The sequence below is a fragment of the Aliagarivorans marinus DSM 23064 genome, from assembly GCF_000429485.1.
Classification (GTDB): Bacteria; Pseudomonadota; Gammaproteobacteria; order Enterobacterales; family Celerinatantimonadaceae; genus Aliagarivorans; species Aliagarivorans marinus.
Genome location: NZ_KE386907.1, coordinates 580,140 through 595,213, shown reverse-complemented (window position 1 = coordinate 595,213; position 15,074 = coordinate 580,140). Strand labels below are relative to the sequence as shown.

Annotated in this window: 14 protein-coding genes; 10 read left to right on the top strand and 4 right to left on the bottom strand. The window is 54.9% G+C overall.

Annotation, left to right across the window (positions count from 1 at the left end; genetic code table 11):
* The gene (locus G461_RS24590; protein ID WP_051333643.1) at positions 1-549 is read right to left on the bottom strand and encodes a chromate transporter; all 549 of its coding nucleotides are present in this window, start codon (positions 547-549) and stop codon (positions 1-3) included.
* 196 nt (positions 550-745) lie between these two features.
* Between G461_RS24590 and ubiG the strand changes: the two genes are divergently transcribed.
* Both ubiG and G461_RS0117125 read left to right on the top strand, forming a co-directional pair.
* A complete protein-coding gene (ubiG, locus tag G461_RS0117130; RefSeq protein ID WP_051333642.1) occupies positions 746-1,552 on the top strand; it encodes a bifunctional 2-polyprenyl-6-hydroxyphenol methylase/3-demethylubiquinol 3-O-methyltransferase UbiG in 807 nt (268 codons plus the stop codon).
* 192 nt (positions 1,553-1,744) lie between these two features.
* Entirely contained in the window at positions 1,745-2,485 is a 741-nt protein-coding gene (locus G461_RS0117125) for a substrate-binding periplasmic protein (RefSeq protein ID WP_169727274.1), read from the top strand.
* A gap of 12 nt (positions 2,486-2,497) precedes the next feature.
* Here G461_RS0117125 and G461_RS0117120 read toward each other — a convergent pair whose 3' ends face one another.
* Genes G461_RS0117120 through G461_RS0117110 form a run of 3 tightly spaced genes read right to left on the bottom strand, consistent with a single transcriptional unit; the run spans position 2,498 to position 4,740 of the window.
* Positions 2,498-3,175: an HD domain-containing protein gene (locus G461_RS0117120; protein ID WP_026972764.1), complete on the bottom strand. Its 678-nt coding sequence runs from the start codon at positions 3,173-3,175 to the stop codon at positions 2,498-2,500.
* 3 nt (positions 3,176-3,178) lie between these two features.
* Positions 3,179-3,829, bottom strand: coding sequence for a TetR family transcriptional regulator C-terminal domain-containing protein (locus G461_RS0117115; protein ID WP_026960275.1), 651 nt, complete (start codon positions 3,827-3,829; stop codon positions 3,179-3,181).
* Positions 3,826-4,740: a LysR family transcriptional regulator gene (locus G461_RS0117110; protein ID WP_026972763.1), complete on the bottom strand. Its 915-nt coding sequence runs from the start codon at positions 4,738-4,740 to the stop codon at positions 3,826-3,828. Before G461_RS0117110 ends, G461_RS0117115 begins: the two co-directional genes overlap by 4 nt.
* Positions 4,741-4,985: 245 nt before the next feature.
* Here G461_RS0117110 and aptA point away from each other — a divergent pair, with 245 nt between their 5' ends.
* From aptA to G461_RS0117070, 8 genes are all read left to right on the top strand, one after another.
* Positions 4,986-6,374: an omega-aminotransferase AptA gene (gene aptA, locus G461_RS0117105; protein WP_051333641.1), complete on the top strand. Its 1,389-nt coding sequence runs from the start codon at positions 4,986-4,988 to the stop codon at positions 6,372-6,374.
* Between the two features lie 50 nt (positions 6,375-6,424).
* On the top strand, positions 6,425-7,942 hold the full coding sequence (locus tag G461_RS0117100; protein WP_281172021.1) for a CoA-acylating methylmalonate-semialdehyde dehydrogenase: 1,518 nt from the start codon (positions 6,425-6,427) through the stop codon (positions 7,940-7,942).
* A gap of 292 nt (positions 7,943-8,234) precedes the next feature.
* Positions 8,235-9,860 (top strand): glycosyltransferase family protein, encoded by a 1,626-nt coding sequence (locus G461_RS0117095; RefSeq protein WP_157360353.1) that lies wholly within the window; start codon positions 8,235-8,237, stop codon positions 9,858-9,860.
* 179 nt (positions 9,861-10,039) lie between these two features.
* A complete protein-coding gene (locus G461_RS0117090) occupies positions 10,040-11,020 on the top strand; it encodes an ABC transporter substrate-binding protein (protein WP_084429333.1) in 981 nt (326 codons plus the stop codon).
* The gene (locus G461_RS25625; protein WP_026972758.1) at positions 11,013-13,091 is read left to right on the top strand and encodes a putative bifunctional diguanylate cyclase/phosphodiesterase; all 2,079 of its coding nucleotides are present in this window, start codon (positions 11,013-11,015) and stop codon (positions 13,089-13,091) included. Before G461_RS0117090 ends, G461_RS25625 begins: the two co-directional genes overlap by 8 nt.
* Before the next feature lie 151 nt (positions 13,092-13,242).
* Positions 13,243-13,665: a DUF3429 domain-containing protein gene (locus G461_RS0117080; RefSeq protein WP_051333640.1), complete on the top strand. Its 423-nt coding sequence runs from the start codon at positions 13,243-13,245 to the stop codon at positions 13,663-13,665.
* Positions 13,666-13,682: 17 nt separating this feature from the next.
* Positions 13,683-14,075: a thiol-disulfide oxidoreductase DCC family protein gene (locus G461_RS0117075; RefSeq protein WP_026972756.1), complete on the top strand. Its 393-nt coding sequence runs from the start codon at positions 13,683-13,685 to the stop codon at positions 14,073-14,075.
* A gap of 91 nt (positions 14,076-14,166) precedes the next feature.
* Positions 14,167-15,051 carry a LysR family transcriptional regulator gene (locus G461_RS0117070; RefSeq protein ID WP_026972755.1) on the top strand — a complete coding sequence of 295 codons (885 nt, stop codon included), beginning with the start codon at positions 14,167-14,169 and terminating at the stop codon, positions 15,049-15,051.
* The last annotated feature ends 23 nt before the right edge of the window (positions 15,052-15,074 follow it).

Sequence of the window (15,074 nt, the reverse complement as noted above, 5' to 3'; positions counted from 1 at the left end):
CTATGCCTCTGCCTTGTTACCGATGATACCCAGCGCATGCAGGGCGATGCCGGTGCTGCCGCCCAGCACAATCATCAGCAGTGGGTGGATAGGGGTGAAGATCAAAATCGCCAGCGCAAGCAGGAACAGCGCGCGCCCTAGCTTGGAGGTGACCCCTTTCATCAGCATCGATACCGCCGCATGGGCAATCAGTGCCGCTACGGCATAGCGCATGCCCATAAAGGCGTTGTGTAGCCACTCCTGGCCGAAGAACTGCGGTAGGTAGCTGGCCAGGGTGCCAACAATTAAAAGCGGCGGCAGTACGATGGCGATGGAAGAAACAATCGCACCGGGGATGCCAGCCACCCGGCGACCGACAAAGGTGGCTGCGTTGATGGCGATGGTGCCGGGGGTTATCTGGGCAATCGCGGTAATCTCGAGCAGCTCTTCGCTGCTTAGCCAGCGGTGCTTTTCGACCAGTTGATGCTCGAGCAGAGCCATCATGGCATAGCCGCCACCAAAGGTGACTGCGCCCAGATAAAAGAAGGTGGAGAACAATTTGAATAGCATGGAAAGCTCACAGTGTGACTGTTTTTATTGTGCCGCCGCAGTATACGCCGCCAAAGTAAAGCTGACGCTGACAAATATCAAAATCTGAGATTTGGCGGGCAGTTAGGCGCTTGTTTATGCGGCGAGGTCACTCGCTCAGAGAACCAACGCGGAGTTTGTCTCGTAACATTCCAAAAGCAATTTTTGGAGAAAACAGGTGCAGCGACGCGATCAGTTAGTGGGAACCTTCCGCGGGTTCAGCTCTGAGCAGGAGTTGGAGAAGTTTGAGCAACTCGCCTCACTCTGGTGGGACGAACAAGGCGCGTTTAAGCATGTCCATCGGTTTAACCGTGCCCGTCTGGTGCCCATCCTCAGTGGCGTATGCCAGCACTTCTCGTTGCCCTTTATACTAGATACACCCGAGAAGGTGCAGGCTGCCCTTGATGCGGGTGACACTCCCTTGGAGGGTTTACAAATCCTAGACATTGGCTGCGGCGGTGGCCTGCTCAGCGAGCCGTTGGCACGACTCGGCGCTGACGTGGTGGCGGTGGATGCCAGCGCCAACAGTATCTCGATTGCCAAGGCGCGGGCGCAGCAGCAGGGGCTGGCCATTGACTATCGTCAGGCGCTAGCGGAATCACTGCTTGGCAGTGAGCTGCGCTTCGATGTGGTGATTAACGCCGAGGTGATTGAGCATGTGGTTGCCCAGCGAGCGCTGGTGGATTGCTGCGCGAGCTTACTAAAGCGGCAGGGCTTGTTGGTGATGGCGACGCTCAATCGTAGTTGGTTGTCCTACCTGATTGCAATTGTCGGTGCTGAGTATGTGCTTGGTTGGCTGCCCAAAGGGACCCACCAATGGCGCTCTTTTGTAACCCCCGGCGAGCTCGAACAGATGATGCACGCGAACCAACTAAGTGCCACTCGCTGGCTCGGGCTGCGCTACTCCCTGTTGAGCCAGCGCTGGCGCGAAAGCCGCTCTCTGGCTGTTAACTATATGGTGCTGGCAAGCCCGGAACAGCGCTGAAGATTTAACACCGGCGCTCGGGGTTTCAACACACTCCAGAGAGGACTATGCTTAGGTTAATTTGAGCAAAGACATAAGGTTATTGTCATCCTCTCCCATCTCACCTCCAACGCAGTTATGCTGTTTACTAACGCTTTTACGCAGCGTTTTGCTTGGCGGTTATCCCTTGCTCCTCTTGTGCTGAGTCTCTGTGTGTTTGCATCGGAGGCTACCGCCGAGCCTGCCGGATTGCCAGTTGTGCGCATCGCTACCGGAGAACACGAGCCCTTTACCTCACAGCTACGTGATGATGGCGGCTTGATAAATGCCATCGTGGCAGCGGCATTTTTGCACGCGGGCTATCAGGCCAAGTTTGACTACCTTCCTTGGCAGCGGGCTTTGGCGACTACTCAGGCGGGGGTCTATCATGCCAGCTCCTATTGGGCCTACAAGGAGCAACGCAAGCTCTATTTTTTGCATTCTGAGCCGCTGGTCTACGGTGGCAGCGTACTGATCAGCCTAAAGGGTGAACCGCAGTACACCGATTTAGATGAGCTAGCAGGCAAGGTGGTGGGCGTGGTGCGTGGCTACACCTACAACGAGGCCTTTTGGCGCCGAGGCGAGCAGGGCGAGTATAAAATCGAGCAAGTGAACACCGATCTGCAGAACTTCAAGAAATTGCTGGTAGGGCGTATAGATGCCTTACTGATTGACTACTCGGTCGCTCAAACCCTTATCTACTCCCAGCTTTCTGCCGAGGAGCGGGCGATGCTGCAAGTGCCGCGGCACTTTGTGATGACTGCCTCGGTGCACTTGTTGATCGGTAAGCAGATTGAATCAGCGCAAACACTGCTGCAAGCCTTTAATCACGGTTTAGCGATCATCAAAAGTAACGGTGAGTACTTGGCGATTACCGCCCGCTATCCTGATGTGCCCATTGCGGTGATCGAGTAAGTGCGCGAGCTATCACGCTTCCCCAGCATTTATCTCCGAGCCTAATTGATGCAAGAACTCCCGCATGTACTGTGTGCGCCGTTCCCCCTCTGCCTTGCCTGACTCCGTGTTCATCTTCTCGCTTAATGAAAATAGCTTTGTATGGAAATGATCTATGGCTGCCAGGCTATCGTCGGGTTGGCGCGTCTCACACAGCGGGTCGATGGGGTGATAGAGCGGCCGTTTCAGCGCGCAGCTGACTTGCAGGCAGCGCGCGATGCCGATAGCGCCGAGGGCATCTAAGCGATCGGCGTCTTGCAGAATTTTGGCCTCAATGGTCTCGCAGGGAATGCCAGCACTGAAGCTATGGGCGCGAATGGCATGCTGAACCTCTGGCAGTAATGCCTTGGGGTAGCCGAGCTCTAGTAGGACTTGCGCCGCGCGCTCTGCCGCCAGGCTCGATGCCTGAGCCCGCTGCGGGTGGTTTTTCGGCAGGCTAACACAATCGTGTAGCCAGGCGGCGGGCACCACCACCTCGAGCGAGGCATTTTCCTGTTTAGCCAGCTGTTTACAGCTCACTACCACGCGCTCGATATGGCCAACATCGTGGGCTTGGTCGCTAGTTGGTTGGGCGGCTAGCCAGCGCTTGAGGGCGTGCTCAAGCGCTGGTAAATCAGGCGCTGGTAAATCGACAGGTCTTGCCTTGGACATTGCTTACTCAGGGGCCAGGCCGCGCAGTACCATTCCCGCGAGGAAGCTGGCGGCGTCTTGGTAGTCTTGCTCTTCGAGCTGCTGTTTGCCCATCATCAGGCTCACCTGAGTGGCAAAATCGGCGTAGGTTTGCGAAGCAGCCCATACGGTAAAGAAGAAGTGGCGCGGGTCGAACTTGCGCAGTTGCCCGGCATCGATCCAGCTCTCAACCAGCGCGATATCGCGGTCAAACAGTGGCTTGAGCTCGTTTTGAAGGGCATCTTTTAGCACTGGTGCGCCGGCGATGACCTCCAGTGCGAACACCTTGGAGGCATCAGGGTAGTCGCGCGCCATCTCAAGCTTACCCATGATGTAAGACTCGATAATCTCTTTTGGGGTTTCGTTGCCACGGGCTTCGAACTGCATATGCTCCAGCCATAGATCGAGAATATGCTTGAGAACTGCGTGATAGATGGCCTCTTTCGAGGGGTAGTAATAGATCATGTTCTGCTTTGACATGCCGGCGGCGGAGGCGATCTGCTCCATCGTGGTACCACGAAAGCCGCTTTGGGCAAACGAGGACTCCGCGGCGCGCAGAATTCGCTCTTCCGTCTCAATGCGGGCTTGGCGGCGTTTATCTTGCGAGTCCGTTTCGTTTTTAGGTGTTGAATTCATTGTGCTGCCTGATGGTGTTCCCTTAATGCATCCAAAAAGTGTTGCACTAAGCGAGAGGGTTTTGGGGATTTTCGGTGAATTACACAGAATTGGCAATTGTAACTGTAAGCTTTAGCTGAAATCGCTTTGAGCCAGCCCTGCTGTACCATGCTGTGGGCATAGTGGTCGGGCAAGAAGCCCACATAGTGGCCTGAGCGAATCAAGGTCGCGATGCCTTCCTGATCGCTGGATAAGGCGCTGGCTTGCAGGCCAAGGCGCTGACCGGTGTCCATGTTCGGACTAGCAAAGCTCAAACCCGCATAGGGCTGGGCTTGAACTTGCTTAGGTGAGGGGTTCTCTATCGAGAACAAGGGGTTGCCCGGCGCGCAGTATAGGTGCATCACCTCCTCAAACAGTGGGGTGTAATGCAAGCTGGGGGAGCGCCGCAATGGTGGCACGATGCCTAAGTGATATTGGCCTTCAAGCACGCCTTTTTCGATCGCATTGAGTGGAGCGACCTGGATATCCAGCATCACCTGCGGGGCGAGCTCAGCGTAGTCAGCAATGGCTTGGTGGACCCGGCTCTGTGGGTTGCTGACTACTTTGTCGAACATCGCAACGACCAATTGGCCCTGTAGGCTGCGATGCAGATCGTTAATCTCGTGGCGAAAGTCCTCAATGGATTTGAGCATCCGTTGGGCACTTTGATAGATGGCCTGCCCCTCGGAGGTGAGGCTAAAACCTGCCCGGCCGCGACGACACAGTACCAGCCCTAAGCGAGTTTCCAGATCTTTGAGGTGACGACTAATGGTAGAGCGGCCGATATTGAGCTCCATCTCCGCCGCGCTCAGGCCACCGCACTCGACGACGACCATAAACACTCGCAGCAGCCGCACATCGGCATCACTCAGCTGGCCCAGCCTTGCTCGCATTTGGCGCTCCCATTTCTAATACCAATCAGAACATCTATTTTCGGATTGGTATAACCTTACCTTCCATGAATTGATTATCGCCACAGTGGCTTCTCAGTCCTAGCTGCGAGCCGACAAACAACCCGCAGTTACAGTGTTATTAAAGTTGCAAAAATAAGCAACTAAAGATTGATAAGTTTAAATTTATCGAACATTCACGGAGGGCTAAAGTGACACGATAGTCGGTTAGCGCTTAGGGGATGACCATGACACTGCAGCCCATTCAGCACGCTCCATCAGAGCATCAATCAGATAGTGAATCAGACAACAGCCACGGCCAGCCGCTGAGCGCCAGTCAGCTTAATGCCTACTGGATGCCCTACACGGCGAACCGTCAGTATAAGGCTGACCCGCGCCTTATCTGTGGCGCGGAAGGTGCGTACTACCTCGACCAGCACGGTCGGCGAGTGTTTGATGGCCTCTCTGGCTTATGGACCACCGGCGCTGGCCATAATCGGCCGGAAATTGCCCAAGCGGTGGCGCGCCAACTTAGCCAGTTAGACTATGCGCCGGCCTTTCAATATGGCCATCCTCTGGCGTTTCAATTGGCCGAACGGCTGGCGCAGCTGGCACCGGACGATCTTAACCGGGTGTTCTTCGTTAACTCCGGCTCCGAGGCGGCCGATACCGCCACCAAGATTGCCCGCGCCTATTGGCGACAGCGCGGCGAGCCGACCAAGACCCGCATTATTGGCCGGGCCAAGGGCTATCATGGCGCGACCTGGGGCGGCATCAGCTTTGGTGGCATTGGCGCGAACCGCAAGCTGTGGGGGCAGGGGATAGAGGCTGACCACCTGCCGCATACTTGGCAGGCAGACAAGCTGTTTACCAAAGGCATGGCCGATCAAGGCGTCGAGCTGGCTGATCAGCTGCTAGAGCTGGTGGCTTTGCATGATGCGTCAAACATTGCAGCGGTTATCGTCGAGCCCTTTGCAGGTTCGGCGGGGGTGATTATTCCGCCCAAGGGGTATCTGCAGCGGCTGCGCGAGATCTGCAATCAACATCGTATCTTGCTGATCTTCGATGAGGTGATTACCGCCTTCGGTCGCTGTGGCAGCTACTTTGGGGCCGAGGCCTTTGGGGTGGTACCGGATATGATCAATGTGGCCAAACAGCTTACTAATGGTGCGATCCCCATGGGCGCGGTGATCGCTCGTGACGAGATTTATCAGAGCATCATGGATGCAGCAGGCGCAGAGCACAATGTGGAGCTGCCCCACGGCTTTACCTACTCGGGGCACCCAGTAGCCTGCGCAGCAGCGATGGCTACTCTGGATGTACTCGAGCAAGAGCAGATGATTGAGCAAGCCGCCCAGCTGGCGCCAAAGTTTGAGCAGGCAATACACAGCCTGCGAGGCCCGGATCTACTACTGGATATTCGTAACTACGGTCTGGCGGCAGGCTTGACCTTGGCGGCGCGCGATGGCGACCCGATCATTCGTCCGGTGGAAGTGGCACGGCGCTGTTGGGATAAGGGGCTATATGTGCGCTACGGCGGCGATACCATTCAGCTGGGCCTGCCCTTTATCACCAGCGACATTGAACTAGAGCGCTTGGTGAATATCCTTGGCGAATCACTACAGCAACAGGATTAGCAGCATCAAGATTAGCGGTAGCAAAATTAACAGTTAAGTGAGGAATAACTATGGCGAGCCCGTCAATGCCAACAACCATTGGCCATCTAATCAATGGCGAGAGTGACTACAGCGCAGATAGCTTGGTCGAGGTCTATAACCCGGCCACCGGTGAGCAATCGGCGGAGCTCTGCTTTGCAGATTCAGACACCGTAGAGCGAGCAATCGCCAGCGCCAAGTCGGCCTATCCGCAATGGCGAGACACCCCGCCAGCAAAACGCGCGCAGGTGATGTATCGCTTTAAGCAGCTACTGGAAGCACATAGTGATGAGTTGTGTCAGTTAATCACTCAAGAACACGGCAAGGTGCTCAGCGACGCGCAAGGTGAGCTGGTGCGGGGTATTGAAAACGTCGAGTTTGCCTGCGGTATTCCTCAGCTACTCAAAGGCGAACACAGCAAGAATGTTGGGCCAGCCATCGACTCCTGGAGCGAGTTCCAGCCCTTGGGTGTGGTGGTGGGGATCACCCCGTTTAACTTCCCTGCGATGGTGCCGCTGTGGATGTGGCCTAGCGCAGTGATGTGTGGCAACTGCTTTATCCTTAAACCCTCTGAACGAGACCCAAGCTCGGTGCTACGGATTGTCGAGTTGGCCCACCAAGCCGGCCTGCCCAATGGGGTGCTGAATGTGGTGCATGGCGGACAGGCGGTGGTCGAGCAGCTGATTGATGCCCCCGATGTGCAGGCGGTGAGCTTTGTGGGCTCCACCGCGATTGCCAAGGCCATCTACCAGCGCGCCAGCGAGCAAGGCAAACGCTGTCAGGCCTTGGGGGGCGCGAAGAACCATGCGGTGGTGATGCCCGATGCCGATATAGCCGGTGCCGCGAACGCGCTAATGGGCGCCGCGTTCGGAAGCTGTGGCCAGCGCTGTATGGCGATCTCAGTAGCTGTGGCGGTGGGCGATGATACCGCCGATGCACTGATAGCCGCATTAACTCCGCAGGTGAAAGCGCTGAAAATCGGCGAAGGGCGCGTCGCGGGCTGCGAGATGGGGCCGCTGATTACCCAACAAGCGAAACAGCGGGTAGCAGCATACTTGCAAGCCGGTGCCGACGACGGCGCTGAGCTGGTGGTCGATGGCCGTGAGCGTAGCGTGCCTGGCTTCGAGCAAGGCTACTTTATCGGTGGCAGCTTGGTTGATCGAGTTAGCCCATCAATGAGCATTTACCAAGATGAGATATTTGGTCCGGTACTGGTGGTAGTGCGAGTCGAGAGCCTTCACCAAGCCGTGGACCTGATTAACCAGCACCACTACGGCAACGGCTGCTGCCTGTTCACCCGCGACGGTGAAGCGGCGCGCTGCTTTGCCGATCAGGTGCAGATCGGCATGGTCGGCATTAATGTGCCATTGCCAGTCCCGGTGTCTTACCACAGCTTCGGCGGCTGGAAGAGCTCGCTGTTTGGCGACCTGTCGGCCTACGGCCCGGACTCGGTGCGCTTTTATACCCGCCGCAAAACCATCACCCAGCGCTGGCCGAGTAGTGGGATTATCGATAAGACGCAGTTTGCGTTCCCGAGTACTGATGCATAATGCCTTGGCCGTTCAGGCAGAGACTGAGCGGTCTTATGCTTCCTCATTCTCCTCCCTCTTCCCTCTTCTGCAGGGCTTCAACACTGTGGTTATGCGCAGCGAGCCTAGGGAGTTCAGCAGTCCCTTGATCATCCGTGGCCTTTGTTCGCGTATTTAGCCTTGGTTAAAAGGCAGTAATTACTTTCCTTAAGTGGTCGATATAAGATACTGACTAATTTCTGTTTATCACAAAGGGAGCTGACTGCTGCTTCGTTCGTCATATCGAATGATGCAGATCTAGTTGTGTATCGATATGAATGATTCTGAACTACATGAGCTAGCATTGGATTTTGAGATCAAGATAATCCAATCCTTTTCCCAATTAGACTTCGACAATCAACACTTCGCCATTCATCAGTTGCTACAGGAACGTTTTCGCGCGCTTACCGATATCGAGCAAACCTATATTCGCAGTCATCTACGACAGGTTGACTGGCCGCGGGACCATTTGCTAGCCCTGTACTTGTGCCTTTATGACATCCTCGAAGAAGGTGACTATCTTTCATTAGCGGTGAACTGCCTACATGCCTCGACACGTTTGTCGACTTTCAGCGAAGCGCTTTGGAGTATCTCTAAGCGATGTTTTTATACCAGTGGTTCGCCCTCCTTCAGCAGTGCAACAGAACACTTGAGAACACTTTTCGGTAAGTTCTCTCGCAGCCAACAACGCTCATTAGTTAGCCGCTTTAAGAAGCCTAACTATCAGGTTGCGCCTAAGCATATTGCCCTGATTACTCCACAGCTGCTGACCATGCGCCATTCTCCCACCAGAGAGGCCTACAATATCGCTCTGCACCTGCGGCAGTTATTTGATTGCCAAGTCATGATCATCAATACCAATGGAATGAGTTACTCCAAGGAGTTTGGCGCTGGCTCTATCGTGTCAAACTCCCGTAAAGACTGGCCTGTTAATACGATTCACCGCGAGCGAGTCAGCTATCTGCAATTCTATGATGAGACAGTCAATATCGTGAATCTGCCCGCCACTCCACTCACGACCGCTAAGCTGATTGATTTTCTGAGTATTCTCGAGCAGCTACAGGTTGATTCTGTGATCGCACATGGAGAGAACACCTTCTTTCAGGAGCTGGTGTTTGGTCTCTATCCCAGCGTATTTTGCACTACCGGAAGTGCCCTGCCATTTGCACGCAGCGATGCCTATTTTGTGCCTGGGACAGAATTCAATGAGCATGTTCAGGCGAATGCCAAGCGTTGGGGACACGCTGGAAAGTTTGTCAGCGGTTCGATGTTTTTCACGCCGGAGGGGGTGTCGGATCGCTCTCACCCTAGAGCAAGCTTTGGCTTGAATAAGCAGCACTTTGTTTACTTAGTTGTGGGCCAGCGTTTAGCTGTGGAGTTGGATGAGGAGTTTGTTGCGGTTTGCCACTCACTATTGGAATTGTCCCCAGACAATGTGATCTGTTTTGCTGGCTCTCCGGATTTGGAACTGTCTCAGTGGTTCGGTGAACAGTCGCGCTGTATCAATATTGGTTTTCAAAATGACCTAGCTGCCATCTGCCAAATGAGTGACGTCTACCTTAACCCTAAACGCCAAGGGGGCGGGACTAGCTCACAAACCGCGTTGGTCAATGGCCTGCCCGTTGTGACACTGGATTACGGGCATATTAGCTCGGTGGTGCCAGAGCAGTATCGCTTCAAGGACTGGGATGACTACTTGTGCTTTGCTGAGCGGCTTGGCACCGACCGCGCTTTCTATCAAGCAGAAGCGCAAAGTTTTCAGTCGCATTTGCAGACAGCTCTCGGCATTGAGCCGCAGATCCGCGCGGTTTATGCAGAGCTTTCCAAGGCCTGCCAAAAATACTTTGATAGGGCGGCAGCCGAAGCGCAAGCAATAGCGGAGACTACCTTAAGCGTATAGAGGCAGTGAAGTAAGGCCAGTAGTAACGCTGGCCAACAAACCAATATCGCTAAACCATCCTCATAATTGCCAGCTTGCTTTTGGCTAGCGGCCAATTAATCCCCGGCAAATTTGAGCGTTTTACCAGTAAGCCGCTGAACGCCCTCTATAATTAACCCAAGACACAATAGGGTTATATCATGCTAAAGCAGCTAGCCATTGTTTGTTGTTGTTTTCTATTAGTGTATTGCGACGCTTCGGTGCCTGTGGGTGAGCGGGATAGGCAGCCGGTGTTGTTGGCACTTCCTCTTCAGCCTAGTAGCGGCCTTGGGCATATAGCCATGTTGAAGGGCTTCTTCTCCGAGGTGGGTCTCGAGGTCAATAGCCAGTCGTTTGCTAGCGGTAAGCTGGCCTTGCAATATGCGGCCAAGCAGCCAGAGAAGGTCGACCTGTTGTTTTGCTCTGGCGTGGCGCTGCTGGCGCAACGAGAGACCTTGCTGCAGGACTACCTGATCGTTGCCTCGGTATTCACCACTAGCGATCTCAACGCCATTGTGGTGCGCAGTGATAGTCAGGTGGTAAGCGGGGCCGATCTCAAAGGAAAGACCATCGGTACCCAACGGAACTCGGCGATTCACTACTTTGCCAATGCGGTGGTCGAGCGCAATGGTATCTCCGACGTGACCTGGCGCTACTACCCGGCTAAACAGCTTGCCAGTGCTCTGGCTTCGGGCGATGTTGATGCCATATCAGCCCGCGAGCCGTTTATTAGCCAAGCCATGACACGGCTTGATGGGCAAACCAGTGAGCTGCGCTTCCCCGGTGTGTATGTGCAAAACGAGCTGCTGCTGATGCGCCGCGGGCTGAGCCAATCGGTGGTGACGCGGGTGCTGGAAGGTTTGCTCAAAGCGGAGGATTTTGTTGCTCGCAATGCCGACCAGTCCAAGACGCTGCTGGCTGAAAAACTTGGCGCTAGTCCTCAGTTTGTGGACGAGTTTTGGCAAAGCAGTAGCTACCGGGTCAGCTTGAAGCAATCCTTGGTGCCGCTGCTGGAGAGTCAACAGCGCTGGTTGGCGAGCGCGCCGCGCGAGCCGGGCGATATGACCGTTATGCAACTTATCGAGGCGGCGCCGCTCACGGCAGTCGCAAAGGATAGGGTTTCCATCATCACTTATGATTAGTATCAAGCGCTTAGTCATTGGCTACTTCGCGGTGTTCTTCGCCTGCTGCGTGGCGTTTTTCCTTTGGTATGAGGAAAAGAACGATATCAAGCAGGAGGTGATCGAGCACCAGTTGGAGCTGTTTGACTTAAGCCGTCGAGCGGGTCAGTTGAGTATGCTGGTGGCCGACTACTACCTGTCAGGCAGTGAGCGAGCGTTGTTGCAGTGGCAACGTGTGGTCAGTGATTTAAACAGCAGGCTGGTCCAGTTTGAAGCGCACCCCATGGACCTGCAACCGGAGATCCGGGAACTCAGTAACTTGGTTCGACAGCTTAACAACCAGATCTCACTGCTCAAGTCCGCTCAAACCGATCAAGCCAAGCACTGGTCGCTGGTTAATCTCATCGCGTTGAATCAGGATTTGGTAGAAGCTATGCAGGCCATGGCAACCAAGCTGGAGCATTGGTCGCAGCTACAAGAAAGCGCCATTTCGCGCGCCCAGTTTGTTGCGTTAATCGGCAGTGTCGCGCTGTTCATTGTGCTCGCGGTGTTCCTTCTGCTCTATTTCCTTTCTCCGATGAGCAAGCTGGAGGGTGAGCTTCAACGTATCGGCAAGGGCGATCTTTCTCCTGCCAATGCCAGCTCCGAAATCAGTGAGTGGCAAAGTCTGTTTAGCCAGTTCGACCGCATGCGCGAAGAGCTACGCCAGTTGGTGGTTAATCGCAAGGAGTTGGAAAAAGAGGTCGAGCAGCGCCGTTTTGCCGAACTGGCCAATCAGCGTTTGGCGAATACCGATTCGCTGACCGGGCTGCCCAACCGGCGTTTTTTCTACGAGATGCTGTCGAACGAGTTGGCTCAGGCCCAGCGCTATGAAAAACGCTTCTTCTTGCTGTTTATCGATTTTGACAACTTTAAGCAGGTCAACGACAGCTTGGGACACAGCGCCGGCGACATGCTGTTATCTACCATTGCCAAGCGACTGCGGGCCGATGGCGATGCTGCCGCGCAGATCGCCCGAATTGGTGGCGATGAGTTCGCGGTGATCCTCAGCTGCGACGAGGAGGCCAAAGCGGTGGCGTTTGCCCAGCATATCAAGCAAATCATTGGCACACCTATTGAGTACCAACATCAATCCATCTCTATCTCTTCCTCGTTAGGGATTGCCCACTATCCGCAAGATAGCGAGGGCTTGGAGGGGCTGGTTTCGCGCGCCGACACCGCCATGTACTTTGCTAAAAACAATCCGGGTAGTACCCGCGGGGTGGCCGTTTACGCATCGATGATGGGGGCTACGACTCGCGAACAATTCCAGCTGGTTGATGAGGTCAACCGGGCGATCCGTAACGATGGGTTTGAGGTGTGGCTGCAGCCCCAGTTCAAGGTGGAGACTAGGGAAGTCACCGGCTTTGAAGCGCTGATCCGTTGCCAGAGCAAGCAAGGTGACTACCTGCCGCCGAGTCGCTTTGTTCCCTATCTGGAGTCCAGTGGTGAGATTGTGCCAGTGGGTCTTCAGTTAGTTGAAAACGTGCTCGCCCTTCAACTAAAGTTGCGGCAACTGGGCCTAGAGGTGCCGATTTCCTTGAATGTGTCGGCGGTTCAGCTTGAGCGCGAGGCCTTTGTCGATGAGCTTTGGGAGTTGGTAACGCTCTATAAGTTGGCTCCGAGCGATCTGCCGCTGGAGCTTACCGAAACCGCTGTTTTCAAGAACGAGGATGTCATTATCGGCAATCTGAACAGGCTCCATCAGCGCGGCTTTGAGCTGCATTTGGACGATTTTGGTACCGGTAATGCCTCGCTTGACTTGATAAGGAAAGTGCCATTTTCGGCGCTGAAGATAGACCAAACCTTTGTGCGAGGCGCGCTGGATGATCCCGCCTGCGTGGCAATTATCGATGCCACCGTTGCGCTGGCTAAAGGCTTGGGGATTGAGCTGATTATGGAAGGGATTGAAACACCCGCCCACCTGAGCCTGGCGCATGCTCGCCAGGTAGAGTACGGTCAGGGCTACTTAATGGCCAAGCCGATGCCAGAGCAGGCGCTGTTTAGCTGGCTCGAGGACGCCAGCTTCTTTGATCGTAATGCGGTGAGCTAGCCTGCACTTTTTGCGGCCTGTAGTTTGGTTTTAACTCTTAACGAGATCACTTTATTTACCCGTTAAAAGGCTCAACCTTCTCCATCAGTGAGCTAATTACCCGCCCATGCGTCCCCTATCTAGATACGTTTTCGAGAGAGTGGAGCAAGCTTTGGCCAACAAACTGGGATACGCAGGACTTATCCCTTTTACAATCGCATGGCTGCTAAGTCTGTTTGCCAAGGGCAATATTGCGCTACTCGGTGAGCTGGCCTTCGTCAGCTATTCCGCCATCATTTTGTCCTTTCTTTGCGGTGCGCTGTGGGGGCAGGCTCTGCAAGGCGAGGCCGAGCAAGCGGGGCCGCTGCAGCAATCGAACATGGTTGCGGTGCTGGCGTGGCTGGTACTGCTTGGCTTTTGGTGTGGGCTGCTCACTGCGATTTGGGCTTTGCTGTTGCTCGCCACGGGCTATCTGGTGTTATGGTGGATGGAATACATGGCGGTTAATCATCAGCAGCAGCCCGGTTATCGGCAGCTGCGTGGGCGCTTGACGGCAGCGGTGGTCGTGCTGCATCTGCTGATGCTGCTGACGTAACAAAAAGGGGGAGTGAGATGACACAACTTACGGTGTTTTATGATGGGCAGTGCCCCTTGTGCGTTAAAGAGATGCGCCAGCTATATCGCTATGACAAGCACTTGCAGCGGCTGCGTTTTGAAGACTTAAACCAAACCGATATCACCGAGCGTTATCCTGAGCTGGACCAACAAAAGGCACTGGACATTCTGCATGTGCAAGACAGTCAAGGCATTTGGCTGCTGGGCGTTGATGCCAACGTTGCGCTATGGCAGGCGGTTAACCGTAAGCGTTGGCTCAGGGTATTACGTTGGCCATTGCTGGCGCCCATTGCCGATTGGGCCTATCTACGTTTCGCCAACAATCGCTACGCCTTGTCGCGCTTGGTGACCGGTCAGTCGCGTTGCTCCAGTTGTCACATCGACCAGTAAAGTACTTCGCTAATCCCGTCCATCAGCGGTGATTCTCGCAAACGCAGTAAATAGAATTTATCATTATCAATTTCGATAATAATAAATCTCTATGGTTAGTCTCGAGCAACTGCGTACCTACTGCATGCTGGTAGAAACCGGCCACTTTACCCGCACCGCTGAACGGCTGGCGATGACCCAGCCCGGTGTCAGCCAGCATATCCGCAAATTAGAGCAGCACTACGCCACGGTTTTGCTAATCCGCGAAGGTAAGCGTTTTAGCCTAAGTGAAGCGGGTGAGAGGGTCTATCAGCAGGCACGCAAGACCCTCGACGAGCTGGGCGCCTTGGAGTTTCAGCTAAGCCATGACGACCCCCACAGCGGCAAGCTGCGCTTAGCCAGCCCCGGAAGCTTGGGTCTGACCCTGTACCCCGAGTTGCTTGAGCTGCAACAGCGCCATCCGGGGTTGAATGTCCACTACCATTTTGCGCCGAACCATAGCATCGAGACCATGCTGGGCAAGCGCGAGCTGGATGTTGGCTTAATGAGCCGGGAGCCGCGAGATGCCTCCCTGCAGGTTGAGCGGATCGCCACTGAGGCATTGTCGTTGGTGGTGCCCGCGAGCTTTAGCGGTAGCGCGTGGCAGGAGCTGTTGGCGTTAGGTTTTATAGACCACCCCGATGGCCAGCTCTATGCCTCACGGCTGTTGGCGGCGAACTATCAAGAGTTTAGCGAGTTCGAGCAGCTCACGGTGAGTGGGTTTGTGAACAACATCTCATCGATTTTGGAGCCGGTATCGCGCGGGCTCGGTTTTACCGTGGTGCCAAAGTTTGCGGTCGATGCCTTCGCCAATCAACAGGCGCTGCGGGTGATAACGCTCAAGCAGGCGTTGGCTGAGCCGGTACTGTGGGTCACCCGTCGCCACCATCCACTGGCCTCGCGCTTTACTACCCTAAAAGAGTTGCTGGTCGCACATTTCAACGCGTCCCAGCAATAAAAAAGGCTGCACTTGGCAGCCCT